Origin of the sequence: Pseudoalteromonas sp. SR43-3 (assembly GCF_014163875.1) — a bacterium.
GTDB classification, from domain to species: Bacteria; Pseudomonadota; Gammaproteobacteria; order Enterobacterales; family Alteromonadaceae; genus Pseudoalteromonas; species Pseudoalteromonas distincta.
The window spans coordinates 55,483-81,689 of sequence record NZ_JACJEC010000008.1 but is presented as its reverse complement, the minus strand read 5'-3'; the positions used below and the strand labels follow the sequence as shown (position 1 = coordinate 81,689).

Below are 26,207 nucleotides of genomic sequence, written 5' to 3'. Positions count from 1 at the left end.
GGCTATAGAGCCTCTCTATAGCCTTTTTTTCCCTCTTAGCACTTCGTTCTCTGTGACTTCTTGACTCAAATGTAAATTTCTAGCAATCTGTAGTTGTGTTTTAAAAAACAAACTTAACTTAAGTAGTAAAAAAGGATTAACTCGTGTTTAAGCTTGCCAACAATGGAAATGTTTTACTTGATGTAAAAGAACATATTCCTCCCAGCGCTGCATTTATTTTAGAGGCTCTCGAAAAGTCAGCTTTTTGCGACTGCAAAATAGATCATGACGCTATTAATGATTTTTTTAAAAACGAAAACACACAACACACTCTGGTTGTAGCAACAAAACACAATGCCACTTTAAATGTAACAATTAGCGACGATAAAATGCTGGCCATTGGCGAGCTAACCCTTGCCCAAGGCGGAAAATTATTAAGTTTAGAAGATGCAAAAAAACAACTCGTTAAAGCAGGAATTGTGCGTGGCTATAAGCAAGCATTTTTAGAGTTGCTACTGCAAAAACAGTTTGAGCATACAGCGGGTTCTGTCGTTAAGGGAGTATTAGCTAAAGGTAGGCTACCAAGTGATGGTTTGGCCACTAAACTAATAACAACCGTAGAGACTTTAAAAGACCGTTTAAAAACCCCCAAGCTCAAAGAAGATGGCAGCGTGGATATGCGCGACTTTGGCAAGCTTGCAAGCGTAGAGCCAGGCTCTGTGCTTATTCGCCAACAACCAGCAACCCCTGGTAAAGAAGGCTTCACCGTAATAGGTGACAAACTGCCCGCAAAACCCGGAGAAAATAAACAATTAGTAGCAGGCGAAGGCACCGAAATATCAAAGCTAAATCCGCTTGAACTAGTCTCTACTATTGCAGGTGTTCCGGTTGAAATTAATAATGGTATGCGTGTCGACGATATTTTTACCATTTCAGATGTAAACGTAAAAAGCGGCCACATTGACTTTCAAGGCAGTGTTATTGTTACCCGCAATATAGACCCTGGAATGAAAGTAACAGCCAAAGGCGATATTACTATATTTGGCACTGTTGAATCAGGAGAGCTTACCGCAGGCGGAAACATCACCGTTAAACAAGGCATTATTGGCCATCAAAAAGCCGACGAACAATCACTGTCTTGTAAGCTTATTGCGCAAGGTGATATTCACGTCTCTCATTCACAGTATTGCTACCTAGAAGCAAATAATATTTTTATTGATCGCCAAACAAGCCACTGTGTAATGAAAGCTAAACGCTTACTGCAAGTTGGTCAATCCGACTTACCTAAGGGTAAAATATTTGGTGGCGAAATACTCGATGCAACGACCCTCATTGCTGGCGAAATAGGGAATGAATCAGGCGCTAAAATGATTATTAACCTAGCGGCTTCTGGCGCCGAAATAACCGCTGATACTGATAATTGCTTTAAAGACTTAGCTAAAACAGATGCACAGCTAGACACGTTGCAAGCAGCACTAGAAAAAACTGATTTAGTGAAGGATGCCGAAAAGAAAAAACTATTAATTACTAAAATTGGTGCTACTCAAAAGCATTATTGTGAGCAGGCAGAGCAATTAGAAAAACGTCTTTCAAACTTAGATCACGACTTACACGATTTACTTAACGACGCTAATTTAGCGGTAAATTCTGTTTTGCATTCAGGTGTAGAGATTCATATTTTTGATAAAGTACTCAAAACAATCCGCAATTACCCTCCGTGCAACGTTAAACTTTTGAATAACAAAATTGAAATAGAGTTCAAAACAAGCTAATAACTGAGTGCTCTATTGAGCACTCAAATTTATTCACATTTAAAGTAAACCGCTTACCTCAGCATGTGTTTGCTGCGGCCATACACCCACTTGTACTTGACCAATATGCTGCTTTTGTAGCAAGAGCATCGCTAAGCGCGACTGCCCTATTCCACCGCCAATTGTTTGCGGAAATTTACTTTGTAGTAGCGCTTTATGCCAATCAAACTCTAAGCGGTCTTCATCTCCAGTTGTACTTAACTGCGCTTTTAAAACTTCAGGACTTACGCGTATACCCATTGATGAAATTTCAAAAGCGTCTTCAAGTACTGGGTTCCATACTAAAATATCACCATTTAAACCCATGTATTGCTCGCATGTCGGCGTAGACCAATCATCGTAATCTGGGGCTCTTACATCATGGATTTTGCCATCACCAAGCGCGCCACCAATACCAATTAAAAATACAGCACCATATTCTTGTGCAATGGCTTTTTCGCGTTGTTTAGCGCTAAAGTCAGGGTACATTTTACGTAACTCTTCACTGTGCACAAACTTAATGTCGTCCGGTAAAAAAGGCGTCAAACCATAAGACTCTCTTACAAAAGCTTCCGTCTCTTTTATCCCTTTATAAATAGATTGAACAGTTTGCTTTAGTGTTGCCAGCGAACGCTCTGTGGTTTCGTTAATTACTTTTTCCCAATCCCATTGATCAACATATACAGAATGAATAGGACTTAATGAATCTTCATCTGGGCGCAAAGCTTTCATTTGAGTGTAAATACCCTCACCAACACCAAAGCCATAAGTTGCTAGTGTTTTACGTTTCCACTTAGCCAATGAATGCACCACTTCGTAGCGGCTATCTGTAATCGCTTTTACATTTACAGCAACTGCGTTTTCATGGCCGCTTAAGTTATCTTGCGTGCCGTCACCTACTTTAGCCAAAATAGGGGCTTGAACCTCAACCAGCCCAAGTTGGGTTTCTAGTTGCTGTGAAAAAAATTGCTTAACTTTACTTATTTGCTGCTGTTGCTGCACATAGTGTGAACTCATAATAATTGGCCTCATTCCCAGTTATTGTTACTTGCTTAATTGATAAAAAGCGCCCTAACGAGCGCCTTTAATGAGGTTAATGTAACGATTTAATGAATTAATTCAACATCCCACAATAAAAATAGCCTTAACATATTAAAATCATCAATTAAGTGGTATAAAAATCATATATTCAATAATTTTATGAGAAAAATATAATGGAAAATTATTTAATCGATAATCTCGATAAACAGATACTTCATGCATTAATGGAAAATGCCCGTACTGCGTACGCCGAATTAGCAAAAAGATTTAATGTAAGCGCTGGGACAATTCACGTAAGAATTGAAAAAATGAAGCAAGCAGGGATCATTACAGGCACCCAATTAACGATTAATACTAAACAGCTAGGCTACGATGTGTGTTGCTTTATAGGTATTAATTTAAATAACGCACGTGATTACCCACAAACACTTATAAAGCTAGAAGCATTGGAGGAAGTGGTAGAGGCTTATTACACAACAGGTAACTACAGTATATTTATAAAGGTAATGACAAAATCTATTGATCACTTACAAGATGTGCTGATTAATAAAATACAGGCAATAGAAGCTATTCAGTCAACAGAAACTCTTATTTCTCTACAAAATCCAATTAGCCGTACGGTAATGCCTTAACTGCAAAAATCTCGTATAATTGCCGAAAAAAGAGGATAACCATGCAGCAAACTCGCTACCAAAGAATCGAAGACGTACTTTCGCGCCGTCAAACAGACTTAACCGTGTGCTTAGAAGACGTGCACAAACACCATAACTTATCTGCAATAGTACGAAGTGCTGATGCGGTTGGTTGTCATCACGTACATGCTGTATGGCCTGAAAAGCAAAAATGGCTAACAAACAATACCTCAGGCGGCAGTAAAAACTGGCTAGAGACGCACTTACATAGAAATATTGATGATGCTGTTACTGCAATGCGTGAACGCAATCCAGAAATACAAATATTAGCGACTCACTTATCAGAAGATGCTGTTGATTTTAGAGAAGTAGATTACACCAAGCCAACGGCTATTATTGTTGGACAAGAAAAAACAGGGATATCAGAAAAAGCCCTAGAATATGCCGATCAAAATATTATTATTCCAATGCAAGGCATGGTGCAATCACTAAATGTTTCAGTTGCTGCTGCGCTAATATTGTTTGAAGCACAGCGCCAACGCGAGCTTGCTGGTTTATATAATAGAGATATGTTGAGCGCCGAAGTTAAACATCCACTTTACTTTGAAGGCTGCCACCCTATTATCGCAAGGCAGTGTAAACAAAAAAAATTACCTTATCCTGCACTTGATGAAAACGGCGAAATAGTCGCTGACGAGCAATTTTGGCAAGCTTTAAAACATACTTGATGGACTAAAGCTCTGTAAGTACACTTAACTTATTCACAAATAATAAGATTGATATAATTTGTCTAAACCTAGCTTAAATCAATACCCAATTACAGAGCTCAAAGGGGTCGGCCCAAAAATGGCTGAGCGTTTGTTAAAGCTAGGTATTTTAACTGTGCAAGATATGCTTTTTCATTTGCCACTTCGCTATGAAGATCGCACTCGCTTATACGCGATTAATGAGTTGTCACTACATAGCCACGTGAGTGTTGAAGCAACAATTGAAACAAGCCAAATCACGTTTGGAAAAAGGCGCATGCTTGTTTGCCAAATCAATGATGGTACTGGCAGGCTAACACTACGATTTTTTAATTTTACCGCTGCACAAAAAAACGCATTTAGCGCTGGTAAAATAATACGTTGTTTTGGTGAAGTGCGCCGTGGCCGTGTTGGCTTTGAAATGAGTCATCCTGAATACAGCATCAGCGATACCTCTAACGAGCAGCCGGTAGCGACAACATTAACGCCCGTTTATTCAACAACCGAAGGCTTAAAGCAACTATCGATTAGAGCTTTAAGCGAACAGGCTATTGATTTACTAAATAAATACTCAGTAGAAGAACTACTGCCTTCACAGTGGCAGCCATCAAATATGCCGCTAAGTGACGCCTTATTATTACTGCACCGCCCACCAAATAATGTTGATGTAGCTGCACTAGAGCAAGGTACTCACCCTGCTCAACAGCGCCTTGTATTTGAGGAGTTACTTGCTCAAAACCTCAGCTTATTAAAAGTGCGAGAGCAAGGGCAACAAGTTAAAGCCGTGGCATTAAATCCGGTAAACACATTAGAAAGCCAATTTTTAGAGCAACTTCCTTTTGCACCCACAAATGCGCAAAGCCGCGTAGTTGCTGAGATTAAAGGTGACATGCAACACGCGTATCCCATGATGCGTTTAGTACAAGGCGATGTAGGCTCTGGTAAAACCCTAGTAGCAGCACTTAGTGCACTAACAGCCATTGCGCAGGGCTTTCAAGTCGCTTTAATGGCTCCTACTGAAATTTTATCAGAGCAACATGGTGTTAATTTTACAACGTGGTTTAATCAACTAGGTATAACAGTTGCTTGGCTTGGCGGTAAAACAAAAGGCAAAGAGCGCGTAGCAACACTTGAAAAAATAGCCTCTGGTGAAGCGCAAATGATTGTAGGTACTCACGCTTTATTTCAAGATGAAGTTAAGTTTAATAACTTAGTGCTTATCGTTATTGACGAGCAACACCGCTTTGGTGTCCACCAGCGTTTATCACTGCGTGAAAAAGGTAAGTTTGGTGATTGTTACCCTCATCAACTAGTCATGACCGCAACACCCATTCCACGTACACTCGCCATGACCGCCTATGCCGACTTAGAAACCTCTGTGATTGACGAGCTGCCACCTGGGCGTACGCCAATCACAACAGTGGCACTTCCTGATACTCGCAGAGACGATATTATTGCCCGCGTTAAATTAGCGTGTAACGAGCAAGGCCGCCAAGTTTATTGGGTGTGTACACTTATTGATGAATCTGAAGTACTGCAATGCCAAGCAGCGGAGGACAGCGCACTGCAGTTAAAAGAAGCATTACCAGAGCTAAACGTAGGCTTAGTACATGGGCGAATGAAATCAGCTGAAAAACAAGCCATTATGAGCGAGTTTAAGGCAGGTAATATACATGTTTTAGTTGCCACGACGGTTATTGAAGTTGGTGTAGATGTCCCTAATGCGAGCTTAATCATTATAGAAAACCCTGAGCGCTTAGGCTTAGCACAGCTGCATCAGTTACGTGGGCGAGTTGGCCGTGGCGCTACTGCATCGCATTGCGTGCTTTTATACCACGCACCACTGTCTCATACCGCTCAAAAGCGATTAGGTGTACTACGCGATAGTAACGATGGCTTTGTGATAGCAGAGCGCGATTTAGAAATTCGTGGCCCTGGTGAAGTACTCGGTACAAAACAAACAGGGTTAGCCGAGTTTAAAATTGCCGATCTTACCCGCGATAAGCACATCCTCAACCAAGTTAGACCGATTGCACAGCAAATGCTTAAGCAACACCCAGAGGTTGTTGACCCGCTAATTCAACGTTGGTTGGGTAATAAGCAAAATTACGCGCAAGCGTAACCACTCTATTTTCGATATTTTTGAGTTTACTAAGTTAATTTACTAAATTAGCTTACTAAGGATATAAAAAAGTCAGCTCTAAACAATATAGAGCTGACTTCTGATATCTCAATAGAGCAGCATAAAAGCGATTTTCGCCCTTTACTGCTCTTAGTTAAATTTAAGCTTTATTAAGCTCAAATATAAGCGATGTTTGCGGGAATGAAATTGGCATTTGTAAACCAAACTGCATTAGCGCTTCACCTGTAAATGTTTGACCATTTACCGCAGCAATAGAAGATGGGCGATACTCTTCAAATTTTACCGGCCACACTAAATTAAGTGTGTACTGCGCATCGGCATCTAGGCCAACAAAACGAAGCTTATTAGGCGCTGTACGCGGTGTTTCGCGAACGCTGTTATAGGCAAATAACGCTTTTGTTTTTTTCGCATCAATTAAACCAAAGTTAATTGATAAATCGTCGCTATCTAGGCGGTATAAATCGGCAGCATGAATAAACTCACGATGCTCTTTATGAAGTGCTATTGCCGCTTTAAGTGCATTGTATTCGTGATCGGTCAGTTCACGTGGGTCCATTTCGATTCCCATGTGGCCAAACATTGATACCGCAGCACGCATTTCAATACTTACATTACGCCCTGTGATATGACAATCGCGTGGGCCTACGTGTGCACCCATAACCGACGATGGGAAAAAGAAAGAACATCCACGCTGTATTTCAAGGCGATCAAGCGCATCGTTTGAATCTGACGTCCATACACGATCTGTGTGTGCAAGTACGCCGTAATCTACACGTGCACCACCTGACGAACAGCTTTCTATTTCAAGACCAGGGTGCGCCGCTTTAATACGGTCAATTAAACGATAAAGTGCCAATGTTTGCTGATGCACAGCAGGCTTGCCATCAAAATTACCCGCATGGTTAATATCGCGGTTCATATCCCATTTAATGTACTTAATAGTTGGGTATTCAACTAAAATATCGTCAATCGCTTTGTATAGGTACTCAACAACCTCAGAGCGCGTTAAATCAAGTACTAGCTGATTTCTAAAGCTTAACTGCTCGTTATTTTCTGAGCCTAAAACCCAATCAGGATGCGCGCGGTATAAATCACTATCTGGGTTAACCATTTCTGGTTCAAACCAAATACCAAACTCCATACCTAAGCTATTAACATGATCAATGACTGGCGATAAACCATCAGGGTAAATTTTGTAATCTACTGTCCAATCACCTAAGCCTGCATTGTCGCCACGGCGGCCTTTAAACCAGCCATCATCAAGTACAAAACGCTCAATACCTAACGGCGCTACTTTGTCGGCTAGTTGCTTAAGCGTGTCTACGTCGTGATCAAAGTAAATACCTTCCCACGTGTTGTAATGCACAGGGCGCGCTTTTTCACGTTGAGCTTGGCTAAGTAAATTAGCTTTAACAAAACGATGGAAATTACGAGAAAGCGCACTAAAACCTTCACTTGAAAACGAGCCATAAATGCTCGGGCTTTGATACGTTTGACCTTTAGCAAGCGTAAGCTCACCAGGAAGTAATAGCTCACCCATTTGTACATAACGACGACCTTCAGCTAAAAGCTCTGCGCGTAGTTTATTGTTGCCGCTCCAACCTAAATGAAAGCCGTAACATTCGCCGTGTTGCTCGCCTGCATTTTCGTTATGCACTAATAAACCAGGAAACACATCGTGTGATGTTTTGCCTTTACGGTTTTCGCGTACAAAACTCCCAAGCACTAAATCAACAGATTGACGCTGGAATTCGTTTGACCAACGACCTTCAAAGCTCACTATTTTGCTTACGCTATCTGGCAATTGAAATGTTGGCGCGGCGCAAAAATTAACGCTCAGTGGTGAGTCACCTAAATTAGTTAATACAGTATGTGCACTTAGTACGTCACTGTTGTTGTCAAGCGTAATGCTGTGCACGACTTCAATACCACGAAGCTTATCTACACTTACAAACTCAACAGTCGCACTTGAAGGCTGACGCACTTCTTGAAGCTCTGGCCCAACTGACCATGCGATTGAATCATTTACTAGCTCAAGCCCTGGCGCGCCAGTAAAGCCTTCGCCTAATAAAGGAGATAGAGAAATAGGCGCTTCTTCAACCACGGCACATTTTACCTCTTGACGGGTAGCAAGCTGAGTAAGCATTGTTTCTGTTGTTTGCTCAGATAGGCGTTTACCAAAGTACAGTAACGCCGGTGTTTTGCTCTGGCAGTCGAAAATAACGGTGCTGTTTACACTGTCTAATCGATAAAATGATTTAGTGTCGGCCATGATTTTCCTATCCTCTTGTTCATTGTGTGAGTTATAAATATAACGAAAATTAGTAAGCTACACTATTTACTAAATGTATCTCTTTGCTTGAGCCACAATCTATCAGATGGTGACACTCAATAATAATAGTATATATCATACAAATTAGGTTTTGATAGTCTTTACATCGCAAATAGTCAGATAAACTCACTGGAAGTACCACTGTAATAAAAGTTATTAAACTAACCTTTACTTTAAAATTCTGTTATTGCTTTTAATATATATAAAAAATCGGCCAGAGTTGCCCCATGACCGATTTTGTCAGCTTAAACTATTTACAATCTATTTTTGTACTTGTACTTGTCCTGCGTCATCAAGTGCCGGTGTTTTACCTGCCCACTGCGCATTCAAACCAAATACCACTTTATTTACTATCAATGCAAAAGCTACACATACAATCAGTGTAATTGGCATTAAATGAATGTAATGAATGTCAGTATGTAGTGGTGAGTTTGCAAACGTAAGCATGCCGTACATTACAACACCTAAAATTACTGCTGCAATACCTGCACGTGCATCAACATTTTTAAATAATAAGCCCACTACAAAAATTGAGAATATAGGCATACTTAATAAGCCGTTTAATTGCTGTAGCAAGTTAATAATACTGTCTGCTTGCTGGTAAATTGGTACAAGTACCAGTGTTAAGCTTGTTAGTAGCAATGTTACGTAACCGCTTAGCTTTACAACACTTGGCTCTTTATTAAAGTAAGCTTCGTGAATGTCACACACGTATAGTGCTGTAGCTGAATTTAATAAGCTGTTGTAAGTAGAGAGTACAGCGGCTGCCATTGCCGCTGCAAACACACCGGTTAACCATGCTGGCATTACATCACCTACAATTCGACCATAAGCAGCGTCGCCAATATCGCCGTAAAGTTTAAACGAAATGATACCCGGTAATACCACAATGGCAGGGACGATTAAAAAACGAATTCCCGCTGCGGCAAATATACCTTTTTGCGCTTCTTTAACATTAGGAGCAGCCATGGCTCGTTGCGTAATTGTTTGGTTAGTACCCCAGTAATACATTTGAATAAAGATCATACCGGTTAAAAGTGTTGGCCATGGAATAGGTGAATCAGCATCGCCGATGAGTGTTAAGCGCTCCTCAGGAATACCCGTAAAGTCATAATCAATCGCATTAAGTGCTAAAAACACGACTAAAACAGCCATGCCTAGTACAAGTATGCCATTGTAGGTATCCGATACAGCAACTGCTCGCAGGCCGCCAAAAAACGCATAAACAGCACCAATAATGGCAAATGCGGTGGCGATATACATTAGCGGAATATCAACCTTAAACATGGTTTGCATAAATAGCGCGCCAGAATAAATAACCGCTGGCATATAAATAAGTGCATTACCTAAAAAGAATAAACCACCAATAACAGCGCGAATATGTTTGTTGTTATAACGCTTTTCTAAAAGCTCTGTGGTAGTTGTACAGTTGTATTTGTAATAAACAGGAATGAACACTTTGGCTAAAATAATCAAACCTATAATTGCTGCAAGCTCCCACCAAACCAGTAAAGCCATTTGGTTACCATTCATACCTACAAGCTGATCAGTACTTAAATTAGTTAATGTGATTGAACCTGCAACAAACATCCAAGTAAGGCCACCGCCCGCTAAAAAATACTCTTTGGTTTGGCTTTGTCCGTTATTGCGATTTTGGCCTCGGCATTTCCAATAAGTAAGGCCACCAATTAAAGCGGTGACAAAAACAAAAACCACCAGCTGTAAAATGTTATCTGACATGTGTGTGTCTCCTACGCGTTACGCGCAATGTCTGTGTAATAAAAAAGTGCACGCTACAGCGCGTGCGCATCTCGACTTAGTTCTAACTTAATTTGCTTTAAAGGCATAAGTTCGGGACGTTGGTTGTGCAGCTTTACCAATGCATTTAACTGAAACAGTGAAATAAGCATACTGTTAAGCACACTTAGGTAACCTTGCTTGTGTAAGTTTGCAACGGTATCGCTATCTAAAGTTTGCAGTTTGTCTTCATCAACGGTGCTCAAACCTTGAATAGTTTGGGTTTCGCCTTGTTCAAACTGCAATACAATATCTATGTTTTTAATAAGCCCTAAGCGCGCTACTTCCTGGGTAAATTGATACGTTTGATAATCATTTTTTAAATCGCTCTCAAGTAGCTTTTGCTGTGAATTTAAAAATAAGCTTGGATTACCTTTAGCATCAAATAGTGCCTCGCCTTGCTGCGTATTTACGGCTGAGCTTTGATCATCAATCGCAATAAAGTAGTCGCTGCTATTTGCTTCACGGGTCATTAAATAAAGAGGGTGAGTTTGTATACATACCGGTGTGTAAAGCGCCTGCCACTGGTTGTTATTAACCAATAAACTTTGCCCAGCACTAAAGCTTGTTAAACCCGATACGGTATAACTGCCGTTTTGCGCATTTCGCGCTAAAAATATAGGTAAGTCGCATGCAGCTTTTGCCACTTCGTTAGCTCTTAAATTAACTAAATGCTGCGTTTTTGCATATTCAACACCTGCATTAGGGTTAATTTTTAATGTTTGGTGTTTGGTGTTTACTAGTTCACTAATAGCCATAGTTACACATCCTTAAACTGGGTTAGCCGCTAACCACTGCTCAATATAAGCGCGGTGTGGCGGCAAAGTTTGCAACATCTGCTGTGTAAGCTGGCTGTTACGTTCAATTATTTGTTTGGCTTGCGCGTCTTGTGAATACAAATAAGCCTGTTTAGTAAAGTCTGGTTTGAAGCCCATACCATATAAAACGTACTGGTAGCTGGCGGCTGGGAATAACTCTAGTGCGCCATGAAAATCTTGAATAAGCGGGCCACGGCTTCCCCAAAGCAGTAAATCTTCTTGCAGGGTTTGTGGAATAGTATTGGGCTGTACATGTGCTTGCCAGTAAGGTTCTGGGCGCTTGGTTAGCATGTAATGCAGCTTTAAAAAGTCGATAATACGCTGCCAGCGGTAATCCATCTGCTCGTTAAAGCGTTTAGCTACTATAGGCATTACTTGTGTATCTGCTGGCATGTGCTCTGCTACAAAGCGTGCTGAAATTTCAACAAGCATAATAGCGGTTGCTTCAAGCGGCTCTACAAACCCTGCTGACATACCCACTGCAACACAGTTTTTATGCCAAAACTTCTCACGGTAGCCCGACTCAAAGCTAATTTTACGGGCAGTTAAACCGTTTGCTGCATCGCCTAAATAGTTTCGTAAGTTTTGCTCTGCTTCATCGTCTGATAAAAATTTGCTTGAATATACATGCCCTACACCACGGCGATGCGTTAAACCTATATCCCAAATCCATCCAGCGTTTTGCGCTGTTGCTATGGTATGGCTGGCTAAGGAGTCATCGTTTTCATCGTAAGGGACTTGCATCGCCAGTGCGCTGTCGTTAAATAGCACGTGGTCCATTTTTTTAAACGGTACGTTGAGCGCTTGGCCTAATAACAATGATGAAAAACCAGTACAGTCTATAAATAAATCGGCGCTTATAATGCGGGTTTGATCTTTTAGAGTAAGCTCATTTATTGCACCATCGTCATCAAGTTTTACCTGATCAACAGTACCAATAATATGCTCTACACCAAGCTTACTTTTACAATGTTGTTTAAGCATTTCTGCAAAAGCGCCGGCATCTAAGTGATAAGCGTAATTACAGTTACCTTGATATTCACCTTGCGCTATACCTCTTGGGGCTAAGCTTGCTTCGCAAATATCATGTTGAAAATTAGTTTGCTGTGCAAAGTCTTCAACATTATCTAAATAAGGGGCTAAATCTATGCGGCCGTAGCCTAGCGGTACAGTAAATGGATGGTAGTAAAAGTCGTTGTTGCCGTGCGTCCAATTTACAAATTTACCACCTTGCTTAAAGGTAGCGTTACAGGCTTTAAATACATCAACTTCACGCAAACCTATTTGCTGAAGTGTGTTTTTCATAGTGGGCCAGGTACCTTCACCTACACCAATTGTTGGAATATCTGACGATTCAACCAACATCACTTTTAAGCCATCACCATTTTTACCTTGGTGATACGAAGCTATAATTGCAGCGCTCAACCATCCTGCTGTGCCGCCACCAATTACTGCGATTGTTTTTATTGTTTTATTCATAATGGACTACTCTTTGAGTATCTTTGATAACGTTTTATACAACAAATGCCCGGTAGGGCATTTGGATTTAATGTGGCTTCATTTTAGCCAATTAGGTTAACTAATATACATTACTGTTAAATTAACCTAATTGGTATTAGCACTAATGTACTGCAATGAAACAAGAGGCGAGAAGTTCGCCTCAAACATTAATTAAAACGATCCGCGAATACCAAACGCGTAACGTGAGCCATTATCTTCCACTGAATAGATTTGGTTAGCAAAACGACCCGTTTGTACTAACTCTTCTTCAGTGATATTGATGCCTTCTGCAAAAATAGTGAAGTTTTCGTTAATATCGTAGCTTGCACTAATATCCCACTGGCCGTACGTTTCTACGTTCACTGGTTCACCATTGAAGCCGTTATCAACTAAGCGTAAAAAGCCTTCACGGTTGTTAAATGCAACACGTGCTTGCCAGTTGTCTTGCTCATAAAACAATACTAAGTTTTGTGAATCGCCCAAACCTTCAAGTGCAAATGTTTGAGTTGTATCATCACCTACACTAATATCGCTATTCACAACAGTCGCATTGGCAATAAAGCCAAAGCCATTTTCAAACATGTGAGTAACACCCACTTCGAAGCCTGTTACGGTTGCAGACTCACCATTTTGAGGACGGCTTACAGTGTAAACTTCTGAGCTACCAATAAGTTCGTCATCTGTTTGGTCTGTACATGTAGTACACGCAAAATCAGGACCTGAACGGTCAGACATTTCGTATGTTTCTGCACCCGTTAACGTAACAATAAAGTCGTCAACTTCTTTACTAAATACTGCAAAGCTAAATAAGTTAGCATCGTTGTAGTACCACTCGTAAGAGATATCCCAGTTTTCTGATTGGAATGGTTTAAGTGCTGGATTACCACCACTTGCCGTTAAGTTTTGACGACGTGGTTCGTTAAAGTTTGTCGCAGGAGATAACTGAGACATAGTTGGACGAGTAATACTATCGTACGCGGCAAAACGTAAAATCATATTATCTTGTAGCTCAAGCTTAACGTTGAAAGACGGTAGTAAGTTTGAGTAGCTAGTACCTTGTTCAATATTAGTCGCAGGGCCAAATACGTTAGCAAACAATGTCGCATCTGAAGTTGGAACTACATCGCTAATAAAGCTTTGTATTGCCGCAACTTCAATATCGGTTTCAGAGTAACGAGCACCCATATTAACGGTTACCGGCATATCAGCTAGGTCAAAACCAAGCGTAAAGTCCATGTATAAACTAGTGATGTCTTCGTTAATTGTGTAACGGTTATTTTGTAGCGTTGGCTCTACTGGAAAACCTTGATCGGCTAAGTAATCAAGCATTTTATCGCCATCGTAGCTATAAAATGTATCGATTAAACCAGGGAAGTAATTACTCGCTGTGTATGCTTCAAAATCAATTTCATCAAGCGGTGCTTGTGTACCGTAACCACAAAATTGACATTGGCTACCAAAAATTTGGAAGCTAGATTTTTCACGCTCTTGACGATAAGCACCAAAGTTAATACGCTCTACTGGGCCTTTATCTGGCACGTATTCAAAATCGGCTTTTACTTCAGTGATTTCATCTTCATCAGTAAATTGGTTACCAATTTCGTTGTAGTGAAGACGCGCTAGGCTTGGATCTGGCAATGAGCCATTTTCAAAGCCATCATGCTGTACGGTAGGAATGCTGCCTGTACCGTCAAAAGTATAGCTGTTAATAATACCCACTACGTTAAAACGATCATTACCTGCACGGTCGTTTTCAGCTGTTGAGCGAGATACATCAAATTTTGCTTTTAGTGACTCGTTTACTTGCCAGTCAACATTAATACCAAATGCTTTATTAGTTACATCACGTGAGTTACGTGTATGCGATACAAAGTCACTTGCAGGGTCGCCACTTGGCGCGCCTAAGCCAACTTCTTGAGAGAAAGTTAAAAGCGTACCCGTTTCAGCATCAATTGTTGCGCTGCCTACACGATCTGGTTCGAACCAAGATGCTAAATCACGCACTGACGAATCAACTTCAAATTTTGAAATCATCCCATCAACCGTAATCGTAACATCGTCAGATGGTGCATATTGAAGTACTAAACTTGCGTTTGTACGTTCACGGTCTTGCTCATCAACTACTTGGTCCCAGTTACGTGGAATGTAGGCATTTTCAAACAATACACCATCAGTTGGGTTAGATATTGTTTGGCCACCGCGCCAACCTGCCGTTAAAATTTGGTTGTTTTGAAGTTTACGTTGCTGATTAGTGATGGCAAAAAGCACACCTAGCTTGTCATCGTTAAACGTATTACTTATTAAAAATGATGTTGATGGAGATACTTCTTCAGAAAGGCTTTCGTACATACCTTTAACTGAACCTAAAATATGTAAACCACCAAAATCAAAAGGGCGTGCTGTAGTTACGTTAACCGTACCACCAATGCCGCCTTCTTGAAGCGTTGCTGTATTACTTTTATAAATATCAGCACCGGTGATTTGATCCGCCGCTAATACATCAAAATTAAATTCACGACCTGCACTGTCTGTCGCAATTTGACGACCATTAACAAGTACAGTATTAAATTGTGGACCAAAACCACGAATAGTTACCGCTTGGCCTTCACCACCACTGCGGTCAATTGCTACACCTGTAATACGTTGCAGAGACTCTGCTACGTTTAAATCAGGAAATTTACCAAGATCTTCTGCTTTAATCCCGTCTGTAACAACATTAGATGCTTTTTTATCTAACATTGATGAACGTAAGCTGCTGCGGATACCCGTTACTGCGATAACTTCAACATCTTCATTTACTACTGTAGGCGTATTGCCTTCAGCGCCTTGAGCTGCAACGCTTCCGCTTGCCAATATACCAGTGATAGCAATACTGAGCGCGGTTTTCTTGTTGAACGATAACTTATTGTTAATTATCATTTTTTAAAAACTCCTGATTGTGTGTAGTCGTTGTGTCGTTGTGGTAGTGCGTATAGTTTCAAATACTATTTATATTATAAATACTTTAAACCGGCAAAAAGTGCAACCTTTTCCTTAATTATGGATAGCATTCAATTACCGTATATTTTCTTTTGGTTTTCTTTTAATTAACATTAAAGAACTGTATTCACTCAGAAAAAGCGTAAATAATAACCTGTTCGTATTTCTCTGCTGGCAATAAATTAGCCTTTGGAAAATTTTCACGATTTGGCGCATCTGGCCAATTTTGCGCTTCAAAACACAAAGCTTGCCGTGCTTTAAAAGGCGAACCAACAAAGTTTGCGGTATAAAGCTGCATGCCTGGCTGCGTACTTTTAAGGGTTAAACTAACGTTCGTGTGTGGCGAAGTTAATGTAGCCATCGTCTTTAAACTGCTGTCATCATTAAAAATATAGCAGTGATCAAAGCCATTTCCAGCTTCTAGCTGAGGATGAACGGCGCTTAAGGCCTCACCAACTTGAGCTGGCTTAGTAAAGTCAAAGCAGGTACCGCAAACTAAAGCGGCTTCATTAAGTGGAATACTAGTTGTATCAATAGGAAGGTAACGATCGGTATTAATTTGAACAAGATGCTCATTAATTGATTCACTGCCATCAAGATTAAAGTAGCAATGGTTAGTAAAGTTAACGAGCGTTTCTTTATTGGTTAGCGCTTTAAAGTGCAGAGTAAGCTCGCCGTTTTTAGCGCTAATAGTTTGCCAAACCTGCAACTCACCGGGGAAACCTTGTTCGCCGTCGGGCGAGCAATAATAAAGCTCAACTTCACTTTCAGTTTGTTTGGTTACTTGCCAAAGTACTTTATTAAAACCTTTAACACCGCCATGTAGGCTATTAGGACCGTTATTTGCCTCTAATTGATACTGCGTACCAGATAAGCTAAAACGCCCCTTTGCAATACGATTAGCGTATCGACCTACTGTAGCGCCTAAGTAAAATGGGTTTTCAAGATAGTATTTAGGGTCATCGACGCTAAGCGTCATTTCTTGTTTTTTAAATTTAATGCTTTTTATTATTGCGCCAAACGGTAAAATTTCAGCTGTTAAATTCTCACCATCACTGAGCTGAATAACTTGTAAAGGCTGGTTACTGGCAATAGATGTCACACGCATACTCCAATCAAATTACCGAATTAACATTTCCTGTTATAACGGCGCAACAATATATAATATAAATAGTATATAATTGGAGCCTGCAACTCAATCTAAATACGTTAAAATTTCTCGACAAAAATTTATACCTCTTCACTTAATTAAGTGATCTATTTTGAGGAAAGAAAATCGTGTTGATAACAAGGCAAAAATTTCGTTATTTAGTTGTTCTATATCAGAAATTTTTAACGCAGTTATCGTCAGATTTAATTCCTCAAATTGATTAAGTATTATTGAGGATAGGTATTACAGCTGCCATTATTTATTTACACTAATCCAGCTCAGCATGAGCTTATATAAAATATAAGCTTTGTAAGGTTAACTCCCTTGGTAAATATGCTCGTTAAGCGCCGCTTTTTCGTCAATGCTAAGCGCTTGCTTTGATTTAGCAATAAAATCGTACCTCACCATCACAGCTTTTCCTATTGCGCAGCATTTATCGTGTTGCCATGCTTCTTGCCTAAGTGTAAAAGAGCTAGTGCCTATATGCTCTACAGAGGTTTTTACGGTCACTTCGTGGCCATAAAATAATTCGCCCACAAACGACACTTCAACTTTGGCGATAATCAATTTCCAATCATGTGGATTTAAGTCCGGTGTAAAAAACTTAAAAATAGGTCCACGCGCGACTTCAAACCATACAGGGAGTACGGTATTGTTGATGTGTCCGAGTGCATCTGTTTCGCTAAAGCGCGGCATCACTTTTTCAATAAACATAAAAATCCAATAATAATTATATAAAGGTAAACCATGACGGACTTTATACGCGTTATTAATAACGCATTAAGCGATGAGTTTTGCGATGAATTTATTTCCACATTCGCGCAAAGCCCGCATGTAAGACAAGGGGTAACATCGGGCGGTGTCGACTTAAAGAAAAAAGACAGCCACGACCTACACTTAAATAATCACCCCGAATATGCACAACAATTAAAACATATACAACAAACGACTGCACAGCATGTTTTTAAGTATGTTGAAGAGCATATTTTTATGATGATTGGGGCATTTGGCTTAAAGGTTTATCATCCAAAAACAGGCGAAGTAGTCGATTTAACCCAAGAGAATTTTGAAGAAGTGGGTAAACCGCAATTACCCGTTTTAGTTCAGCAAATTTTTAGACTCGGTAACATTCAAGCGCAAAAATACGAAGTAAACAAAGGTGGCTACCCTTACTGGCACAGTGAAGTTTATCCGCAGCTACAGCACAATGAAGCTTTGCATCGCGTGTTGTTATTTATGTTTTACTTAAACGATGTAGAAGAAGGTGGTGAAACAGAGTTTTATTATCAAAACCGTAAAATCGCCCCTCAAAAAGGCACTATGGTAATAGCACCTGGCTACTTTACACATACTCATAGAGGCAATAAGCCAGTATCAAACGATAAGTATGTTTTAACCTCGTGGGTATTGTTTAACCGTGCAGAACAAATATATGGTGCGCCTAAGAGTTAGCGCACCAAAATCAGTATTATTTAACCGAGCAGTTCATCAAATAAATTAAACAACTGATCTAGCTCTTCAATGGTGTTGTAGTGCATACAACCAATGCGCACTACGCCGCCTTTATCAAGCACATCTAATTGCTTGCACAACCCTTGCGCGTAAAAATTACCATCCCACACACAAATATGCTGCTTACCTAGAAATTCTGAAACGGCGCGTGGCTCAAGCCCTTCAAAAATTAAAGCAAAAGTAGGTGTACGCTCATTAAGGCGATCAAAATCATCAATACCAAATAACTTAATACGTGGATAATTAACTAAGCGCGTTAAAAAGTGTTCGCTAAGCGCCATTTCGTGCTGCTTAGTTTTAGCAAAAGCAACGCTTAACTTTTCGCGGCGTGAATGGCTATCGTCAAGTTCGCTAATCGCCGCAATGTAATCAACAGCTGCGATAAAACCAGCCATTGCTTCAAAGCTTTGCGTGCCGGTTTCCCAGCGACCTGGTGCTACGTCTTTAGCTGGCTCAACCTTGTAAGGCGTAAACCCGTCTAAATGTTCTTTTTTACCGTAAACCATACCTAAATGCGGGCCAAAAAACTTATACGCAGAGCACGCTAAGAAGTCGCAATCAAGTGCTTGCACGTCAACAAGTTCGTGCGGTGCATAATGTACGGCATCAACATAAACAAGTGCACCTACAGCGTGAGCAAGCTCAACAATACGTTTAATATTATTAATTGAACCTGTGGTATTTGAAGCGTAAGTGACCGCTACAAGCTTAGTGTTGCTGTTTAATAAGCTTTCAAATTGCGCCATATCTAAGCTGCAATCAGCTTCGTTAATTAAAGCCGTATTAACTTTAACGTCTTTATCTTCTGCAGCTTGTTGCCACGACGATACATTCGAGAAGTGATCGGCATTGGTTACAACTATTTCATCGCCAGCCTGCCAGTCGCGTGAAATTGCACGGCTAAAACTAAACGTAAGGCTGGTCATGTTTGGACCAAACACAATTTGTTGTGAGCTAGGTGCATTAAGTAAGTCAGCGGCGGCTTGGCGCGCATTCGCCATCAACTCAACCGTTTTATCACTTGAAAAAAACGCGCCACCTAAGTTCGAATTATAATGACCTAAATAAGCTGTCATCGCAGTAAACACCGATGTTGGTACCTGCGAGCCACCTGGTCCGTCTAAAAATATTGGCGATTTACCATCAACGTTCTGCATTAATGCTGGAAACTGCTCACGTAATTGCGTTATGTTCATGCCTAACTTCCTTAAGACGTTAATACAAAACAATCCAGGTAACCTGGTTTGCTAGCATCAATTTTGTTCATAGGTGTTGCGTTATGCCACACTTGACGGTCGTTTATTAATGCAAACATGCCGTCTTTTATTTCCATTTTAAAACAAGGCTCAGCTTGCTTGTTTTCGTATACAAGCAGTTCGCCACCTTCTAAGTTCTCGTGAGAAACACCGCATATACATACATGGTCAAAACCATCTTGATGCACGCCTTCTGGCGCTGCAGGTGTATCGCTATCGATGGCAAGCATACGGAACTGATGAATTTCAATATCACGCTGCTCATCAATACCGGTAAGTTGGCGAAACTCATTTACAATGCTTTTCATGCCCTCTGACTCAAGTAAACTTTGCTCTAAATTTTCGTAAGTACGCTCTACATTACCTTGAAAAGTATTAATTGAATCATCTTGAACAAATGCTTTGGCTTGCTGTAGCTTTATTTCACCATTTTGCATTTTTACTACTGAATAACGACGTTTACGAAAGGCACCATCTGCATAAAGGTTTGCAGGAAGGTTATCAAAAGAAGGTTTAACCAAATCAATATTTGCTTGGTTAACAAAACGTAGTTGCAATAAATTCTGGTTGTTTAATGCTGTCATAAAATCTCGCCTAAAATAATGAGAATATTGATAAGGATTTTAATGCATTTTGATAGGAATTTTTGCGCGATTAATTACTTTAAAAGCAATTTAAGACTAGAGTTAATACAATAATATAAAAAAAATAGCATGAACTATCTAATATTTGTTTTAGCCAATAAAAAACCCGCCGAAGCGGGTTTTTAAACAAACTCTAAAAGTTATACAGCTTGTTGAATAATCACGTTGTCTGCTTTTTTAGTGTAAGCAGGCATACGGTGGAAGTTTAAGTAACGGTAAGTATCTGCAGCCGTTGCATTAATCTTCGCTGCGTATTCTTGGTACTCAGCTGGAGTAGGTAGTTTACCTAAAATAGCCGCTACTGCAGCAAGTTCTGCTGAAGCTAAGAATACGTTCGCGCCATTACCTAAACGGTTAGGGAAGTTACGTGTAGAGGTAGACACAACCGTTGCTTTGTCTGCAACGCGTGCTTGGTTACCCATACATAGTGAACAACCTGGAGTTTCGATACGTGCACCTACACGACCAAAGATACCGTAGTAACCTTCGTCTGTAAGCTGATCTTTATCCATCTTAGTTGGCGGGGCAACCCAAAGCTGAGTTGGGATACGACCTTTAAAGCCATCTAGTAACTTACCTGCTGCGCGGAAGTGACCGATGTTAGTCATACAAGAACCGATGAATACTTCGTCGATTTTCTCGCCAGTAACATCAGATAATAAACGTGCATCATCTGGATCATTTGGAGCACAAAGGATTGGCTCTTTAATGTCTGCTAAATCGATTTCAAGTACATGTTTGTACTCTGCATCAGCGTCAGCTTCCATTAGTTCTGGGTTAGCTAACCAATCTTGCATTGCAGTAATACGACGCTCAATAGTACGTACATCGCCGTAACCTTCAGAGATCATCCATTTAAGCATAACAATGTTTGATTCTAGGTATTCTGCGATAGACTCTTTAGAAAGTTTAACCGCACAACCTGCTGCAGAACGCTCTGCAGATGCATCTGATAGTTCGAACGCTTGCTCAACAGTTAGGTGTTCAACGCCTTCAATTTCTAGTACACGACCAGAGAATTCGTTAATTTTACCTTTTTTCTCAACTGTTAATAAACCTTCTTTAATACCGAAGTAAGGGATTGCATGTACAAGGTCACGTAAAGTGATACCTGGTTGCATTTCACCTTTAAAGCGAACCAAAATTGACTCAGGCATATCAAGAGGCATAACACCTGTAGCTGCTGCGAATGCTACTGCACCCGAACCTGCTGGGAATGAAATACCTAATGGGAAACGTGTATGTGAATCACCACCAGTACCTACAGTATCTGGTAATAACATACGGTTTAACCATGAGTGAATTACACCATCACCTGGGCGAAGTGACACACCGCCACGGTTCATGATGAAATCAGGAAGCGTATGGTGAGTGTTTACATCGATTGGTTTAGGGTAAGCCGACGTATGACAGAAAGACTGCATTGTTAAATCTGCAGAAAAACCTAAACATGCTAAGTCTTTAAGTTCGTCACGTGTCATAGGACCTGTTGTATCTTGCGAGCCAACAGTTGTCATTTTAGGTTCACAGTATTGGCCTGGGCGAATACCTGGAACGTTACACGCTTTACCAACCATTTTTTGCGCTAGCGTGAAGCCTTTTTCAGAAACTTCTGTCACTGTTGGTACTTTAAATACATCAGTTGGACCTAGGCCAAGTGATGTACGTGCTTTATCAGTTAAACCACGACCAATGATAAGTGGTATACGACCACCAGCACGAACTTCATCTAAAATTACATCAGATTTAAGTTCAAAAGTTGAGATTACTTTGTCAGTACCGTGGCTCTTAACAACACCTTCGTACGGGTAAATATCGATTTGCTCACCCATGTTAAGCTCATCAACATTTAATTCGATTGGTAATGCACCTGAATCTTCCATTGTATTAAAGAAGATTGGAGCAATTTTATTACCTAGACATACACCGCCAACACGCTTGTTTGGTACGAATGGGATATCATCGCCCATGAACCAAAGTACAGAGTTAGTTGCAGACTTACGAGAAGAACCAGTACCAACAACATCACCTACATATGCAAGTGGTAAGCCTTTAGTTTTTAATTCTTCAAGCTGAGAGATTGGACCTACTTCGCCTGGCTTGTCTGGTGTAATTCCATCACGTTCAATTTTTAGCATTGCTAAAGCATGAAGTGGGATATCTGGACGAGACCATGCATCTGGTGCTGGTGATAAGTCATCAGTATTTGTCTCGCCAGTTACTTTAAATACAGTAACTGAGATCTTTTCAGCAACAGCTGGCTTATTAGTAAACCATTCTGCATTTGCCCAAGACTCAATAATTTGCTTAGCGAATGTATTACCCGCTTTTGCTTTTTCTTCAACATCGTAGAACGCATCAAACATAAGTAATGTATTTGAAAGGCCTTTAACTACGATTGGTGCAAGTGTTTCGTCATCAAGTAGGTCAATCATTGGCGCGATATTGTAACCGCCCAGCATTGTACCTAATAATTCTGCCGCTTTTTCTTTAGAAACAAGTGGAGAATTAGCTTCACCTTTAGCTACAGCTGCTAAAAATCCCGCTTTAATATAAGCAGCATCATCAACACCAGCTGGTATACGCTGAATGAACAAATCTAAAATGAATTCTTCTTCACCTGCAGGTGGGTTTTTTATTAATTCAATAAGATCAGCAGTTTGCTGAGCATCTAATGGCGCTGGTACGATACCTAACGCGGCACGTTCTTCTACGTGTTTACGATATTCTTGTAGCACAATATTGCCCTCTTGGTGACGTGAAAGTATCCGGTAGCGCTTTGGGCGCAAATAAGTTACCCAATACTTATAGTATTCTAACGCGTAATTATAAAGCTTTTATGGATAGATGAAAATCCATCCAGTTGCGCAACTGATTATACCGATTATAAATACTATGAATAGTGGTTGTGGTAAAAACTATTTTCATGAATACTTATTAAGTAAGAATCATTACCATTAACTAATATTAATTTATTACAGGCATAAAAAAACCCAGCACTTGGCTGGGTTTTTATTACAAACTATTTAATTAACGTAAAACTTTAACGTTTTTGATAGTTTTGATATGCGCTTCTACACGACGGTTTTCTGCGTTTGCAGCTTTAGTGTTTGCATCATTTTTAAGACGCTCTTCACCTAAACCAACTGTAGTAATACGGTCTTCAGCAATACCATCAGCAACAAGTTGCTTAGCTACAGCATCAGCACGTTTTTTAGATAACCATTTGTTGTAAGTTGCTTTACCTACAGCAGAAGTGTGACCTTCTAATAATACTGTTGTATCTGGGTACTCTTTTAAGAATGCAGATACTTTTTCAATATCATCTAAATATTGAGTAGATACTGCTGAAGCATTGTTAGGGAAAGTCACTAATAAGCTTACTGTTACTTCTTTATCTTCATATAAAGTACAACCAGTACCATCTACAGCATCAGTCATAGGTGTGTTAGCACACTTATCATCTGTATCAGCAATATTATCGTTATCGCTGTCTGCAGGGGCTACAGCTACTTCAACAACTTCAGGAGCAGGTTTAACTTGCTCAACCGGTGCAGAGTTTTGGCCAAATAAGTAGTTAATACCAATTTTAGCGCCAACATCTGTATAACCACGGTCAAGGCCTTGGTATACAGCTGTTTCAGCATTTACAAATAAGCCATCTGTAATGAAATGCTGGTAACCAACACCTGCATTTAAGAATGTGTTGTCATCAACTACGTCAATTTCTTTAATACCGAAAAGACCATAGAAAGGACCGCCGTCTAAATGGTAAAGAGCATCAATACCGTAACGCTCGCCATCAATATTGTTACGGTTGCCAGCAACTTTATCAAAAGCATTAAAATCCATGTCTGCATATTCAAGACGTGCGCTCCAGTAATCACTGAAACGGTAACCAGCTTCAACACCCCAGCCAGTTGATTCGTTTACGTCAAGACCGGCTTGATCACGCATGTTTTTCCAAGATGCGTCATAGTAGTCACCAAATGCGCCAATGTAGAAACCTTCTTCTTTATCAGCAGCGAATGTAGATGCGCTAGTTGCAGCCAACGCGATTGCAATTGTAAGTGATTTTAATTTCATTGTTTTCTTCCCATTTGAACAATTTTAAATTGTAGCTAATCGATACTAGCTCAATCAGTTTTATATAGACTAACTGAGCCTTTGTTAATCAATACTTAACGAAAAATAAAGTTTATTACTTTTTTCTATGCCTTGTCGCAACACACATCCACTTACTATAGGCGAAATTAAAACTTTATTGAAAAATAAATATAGTAGTTTTTTGTAAATTAGTACTTAGCAAGGAATGTAAGAGCAATTAAATTAAATGCACTTATAAATGCAAAGAAATATTGCTTGGTTTTAATTGTGCGCATAATACCACCAGAATTAGCATTCCCCTAGGTATATGCGCATGTTTGATTAAAAAATGACTCTTTTTAATCATGTGGTTATATTTAAAGTTAAGTATTAAGTACCACAAAAAGTCTGGTAGTCATTATCATTCGTCGGTGGAGAGCAAAACTCTGATAACTCTTCACTGTTAGAATATGGATTGCCGGCTATTTTTATAAAGCGATGTAGCAACTCACTAGACCCTGTAGCGTTATATTGTGCAATTATTTCTTCGATCACATGATTACGCGGTATTACACGAGGATTTGCAGCTCTCATTACTTCATAACTATTATCGTCAGTTAAACTTACCCACTTAGCTCTCCATTCAATTAGCGACTCAGGTACGCTTTTTTCTCCTTTTAAGGATTCAGTAAGCGCATCAAAGGTATTGGTGTAGTCGAGCTGATTATCTTTTAATAGCGTTAACAACTCTGCTATTAACTCGCCGCTACTATCGCTAGATTCATTTAAACCCAGTTTTTGTGCCCACATAGCCGTAAACTCAGTATTAAACTGCTCAGCAAAAATATTAATAAATGGCGTCATTAATAAAACTGCTTGCTCGTCATCATCGCTAATAAGCGGTATTAAACTCTCAGCTAAGCGTGCGCAGTTCCAGTTAGCTATATTAGGTTGATTACCGAATGCATAGCGGCCTTGTTTGTCTATAGAGCTAAATACGGTATCAAAATCAAAGCTATTCATCATGGCACACGGGCCGTAATCAATAGTCTCTCCGCTAACTAGCGTATTATCTGTATTCATTACTCCGTGAATAAAGCCAACACGCATCCAGCTCACAACTAGCTTAACTTGGTTTTTAATCACAGCGCCTAAAAATGCTAAATATCGCTGCGAACCTGTATCGGTTATTTCTGGGTAGTGTCGCTCTATAGCTAAATCGGCTAAATTTTTAAGCCCTTCAACATCGCCTTGCGTCGCTAAATATTGAAACGAGCCAACACGAATATGACTAGTTGCTAAACGAGTAACTATTGCGCCTGCTTGTGGTGGGTTACGATAAACCGTTTCACCGCTGCCAACGACCGCTAAACATCGGGTAGTTTTAATGCCTAGTGCATGCATTGCTTCGCTCATTACGTATTCACGAATAGCGGGCCCAAGTGCACAACGGCCATCACCCCCTCTTGAATAAGGAGTAGCGCCAGAGCCCTTTAATTGAATATCCCATAACTGGTTTTCATTGTCAGTAATAGCCCCTAATAAGTGGGCTCGTCCGTCACCTAAACGTGGTGAAAAATGTCCAAATTGGTGCCCAGAGTAACCAAGTGCTACTGCAGGAATCGCCTGCTTTTCATTACCGCTAAAAGTATGAGCACGTAAATCATCAGCGACATTAATATTAAACTGTTTTGCTAAGCTCTCGTTCCACAGCAATAACTGAGGGGAGGCAACACTTGCAGGAAAATCTTCAATTGCGAAGTTTTCCGCAATATCTGTGTATCTTGGCACTAATTTCATGG

Annotated in this window: 18 protein-coding genes; 5 read left to right on the top strand and 13 right to left on the bottom strand. The window is 40.1% G+C overall.

Going from position 1 to position 26,207, the window contains the following annotated elements; translation table 11 throughout:
* Nucleotides 1-143: 143 nt before the first annotated feature.
* A complete protein-coding gene (locus tag H5088_RS11640; protein WP_182752919.1) occupies nt 144-1,751 on the top strand; it encodes a DUF342 domain-containing protein in 1,608 nt (535 codons plus the stop codon).
* Nucleotides 1,752-1,790: 39 nt separating this feature from the next.
* Here H5088_RS11640 and asnA read toward each other — a convergent pair whose 3' ends face one another.
* Nucleotides 1,791-2,786, bottom strand: coding sequence for an aspartate--ammonia ligase (asnA, locus tag H5088_RS11635; protein ID WP_182737551.1), 996 nt, complete (start codon nt 2,784-2,786; stop codon nt 1,791-1,793).
* Nucleotides 2,787-2,983: 197 nt separating this feature from the next.
* Here asnA and asnC point away from each other — a divergent pair, with 197 nt between their 5' ends.
* From asnC to recG, 3 genes are read left to right on the top strand one after another with little or no spacing between them, the layout of a single operon-like run.
* On the top strand, nt 2,984-3,442 hold the full coding sequence (asnC, locus tag H5088_RS11630) for a transcriptional regulator AsnC (RefSeq protein ID WP_024595831.1): 459 nt from the start codon (nt 2,984-2,986) through the stop codon (nt 3,440-3,442).
* A 41-nt stretch (nt 3,443-3,483) separates the two neighbouring features.
* Nucleotides 3,484-4,170 carry a tRNA (guanosine(18)-2'-O)-methyltransferase TrmH gene (trmH, locus tag H5088_RS11625; RefSeq protein ID WP_007580009.1) on the top strand — a complete coding sequence of 229 codons (687 nt, stop codon included), beginning with the start codon at nt 3,484-3,486 and terminating at the stop codon, nt 4,168-4,170.
* Between the two features lie 58 nt (nt 4,171-4,228).
* Complete coding sequence (gene recG / locus H5088_RS11620) at nt 4,229-6,310, top strand: ATP-dependent DNA helicase RecG (protein ID WP_182712474.1); 2,082 nt, start codon at nt 4,229-4,231, stop codon at nt 6,308-6,310.
* Between the two features lie 160 nt (nt 6,311-6,470).
* Here the strand turns inward: recG and H5088_RS11615 are convergent, their stop codons facing one another.
* The 7 genes from H5088_RS11615 to H5088_RS11585 form a co-directional block, all read right to left on the bottom strand.
* Entirely contained in the window at nt 6,471-8,603 is a 2,133-nt protein-coding gene (locus H5088_RS11615) for an alpha-galactosidase (RefSeq protein WP_182752917.1), read from the bottom strand.
* A 321-nt stretch (nt 8,604-8,924) separates the two neighbouring features.
* Nucleotides 8,925-10,403: an SLC5 family protein gene (locus H5088_RS11610; RefSeq protein WP_024607662.1), complete on the bottom strand. Its 1,479-nt coding sequence runs from the start codon at nt 10,401-10,403 to the stop codon at nt 8,925-8,927.
* Between the two features lie 53 nt (nt 10,404-10,456).
* Nucleotides 10,457-11,218: a SapC family protein gene (locus H5088_RS11605; RefSeq protein ID WP_182692450.1), complete on the bottom strand. Its 762-nt coding sequence runs from the start codon at nt 11,216-11,218 to the stop codon at nt 10,457-10,459.
* Between the two features lie 12 nt (nt 11,219-11,230).
* The gene (locus H5088_RS11600) at nt 11,231-12,757 is read right to left on the bottom strand and encodes a tryptophan halogenase family protein (RefSeq protein ID WP_154903749.1); all 1,527 of its coding nucleotides are present in this window, start codon (nt 12,755-12,757) and stop codon (nt 11,231-11,233) included.
* Nucleotides 12,758-12,949: 192 nt separating this feature from the next.
* The gene (locus H5088_RS11595; RefSeq protein ID WP_149601976.1) at nt 12,950-15,697 is read right to left on the bottom strand and encodes a TonB-dependent receptor; all 2,748 of its coding nucleotides are present in this window, start codon (nt 15,695-15,697) and stop codon (nt 12,950-12,952) included.
* A 187-nt stretch (nt 15,698-15,884) separates the two neighbouring features.
* Nucleotides 15,885-16,859 (bottom strand): aldose epimerase family protein, encoded by a 975-nt coding sequence (locus tag H5088_RS11590; protein ID WP_182752914.1) that lies wholly within the window; start codon nt 16,857-16,859, stop codon nt 15,885-15,887.
* A 363-nt stretch (nt 16,860-17,222) separates the two neighbouring features.
* Nucleotides 17,223-17,621 carry a thioesterase family protein gene (locus H5088_RS11585; protein WP_002958811.1) on the bottom strand — a complete coding sequence of 133 codons (399 nt, stop codon included), beginning with the start codon at nt 17,619-17,621 and terminating at the stop codon, nt 17,223-17,225.
* Nucleotides 17,622-17,654: 33 nt separating this feature from the next.
* On the opposite strand from H5088_RS11585, the gene H5088_RS11580 reads away from it, so the two are divergent.
* Nucleotides 17,655-18,359 (top strand): 2OG-Fe(II) oxygenase, encoded by a 705-nt coding sequence (locus H5088_RS11580; RefSeq protein WP_182752912.1) that lies wholly within the window; start codon nt 17,655-17,657, stop codon nt 18,357-18,359.
* 20 nt (nt 18,360-18,379) lie between these two features.
* Here H5088_RS11580 and H5088_RS11575 read toward each other — a convergent pair whose 3' ends face one another.
* From H5088_RS11575 to H5088_RS11555, 5 genes are all read right to left on the bottom strand, one after another.
* On the bottom strand, nt 18,380-19,615 hold the full coding sequence (locus H5088_RS11575; RefSeq protein WP_182752910.1) for a cysteine desulfurase-like protein: 1,236 nt from the start codon (nt 19,613-19,615) through the stop codon (nt 18,380-18,382).
* Nucleotides 19,616-19,626: 11 nt separating this feature from the next.
* Entirely contained in the window at nt 19,627-20,259 is a 633-nt protein-coding gene (locus H5088_RS11570) for a 2OG-Fe dioxygenase family protein (RefSeq protein ID WP_002958808.1), read from the bottom strand.
* 200 nt (nt 20,260-20,459) lie between these two features.
* Nucleotides 20,460-23,057: a bifunctional aconitate hydratase 2/2-methylisocitrate dehydratase gene (gene acnB / locus H5088_RS11565; RefSeq protein WP_039488618.1), complete on the bottom strand. Its 2,598-nt coding sequence runs from the start codon at nt 23,055-23,057 to the stop codon at nt 20,460-20,462.
* A gap of 292 nt (nt 23,058-23,349) precedes the next feature.
* Nucleotides 23,350-24,405, bottom strand: coding sequence for an OmpA family protein (locus H5088_RS11560; RefSeq protein ID WP_182752909.1), 1,056 nt, complete (start codon nt 24,403-24,405; stop codon nt 23,350-23,352).
* Between the two features lie 390 nt (nt 24,406-24,795).
* Entirely contained in the window at nt 24,796-26,205 is a 1,410-nt protein-coding gene (locus tag H5088_RS11555; protein ID WP_182752908.1) for a YdiU family protein, read from the bottom strand.
* Nucleotides 26,206-26,207 lie beyond the last annotated feature (2 nt).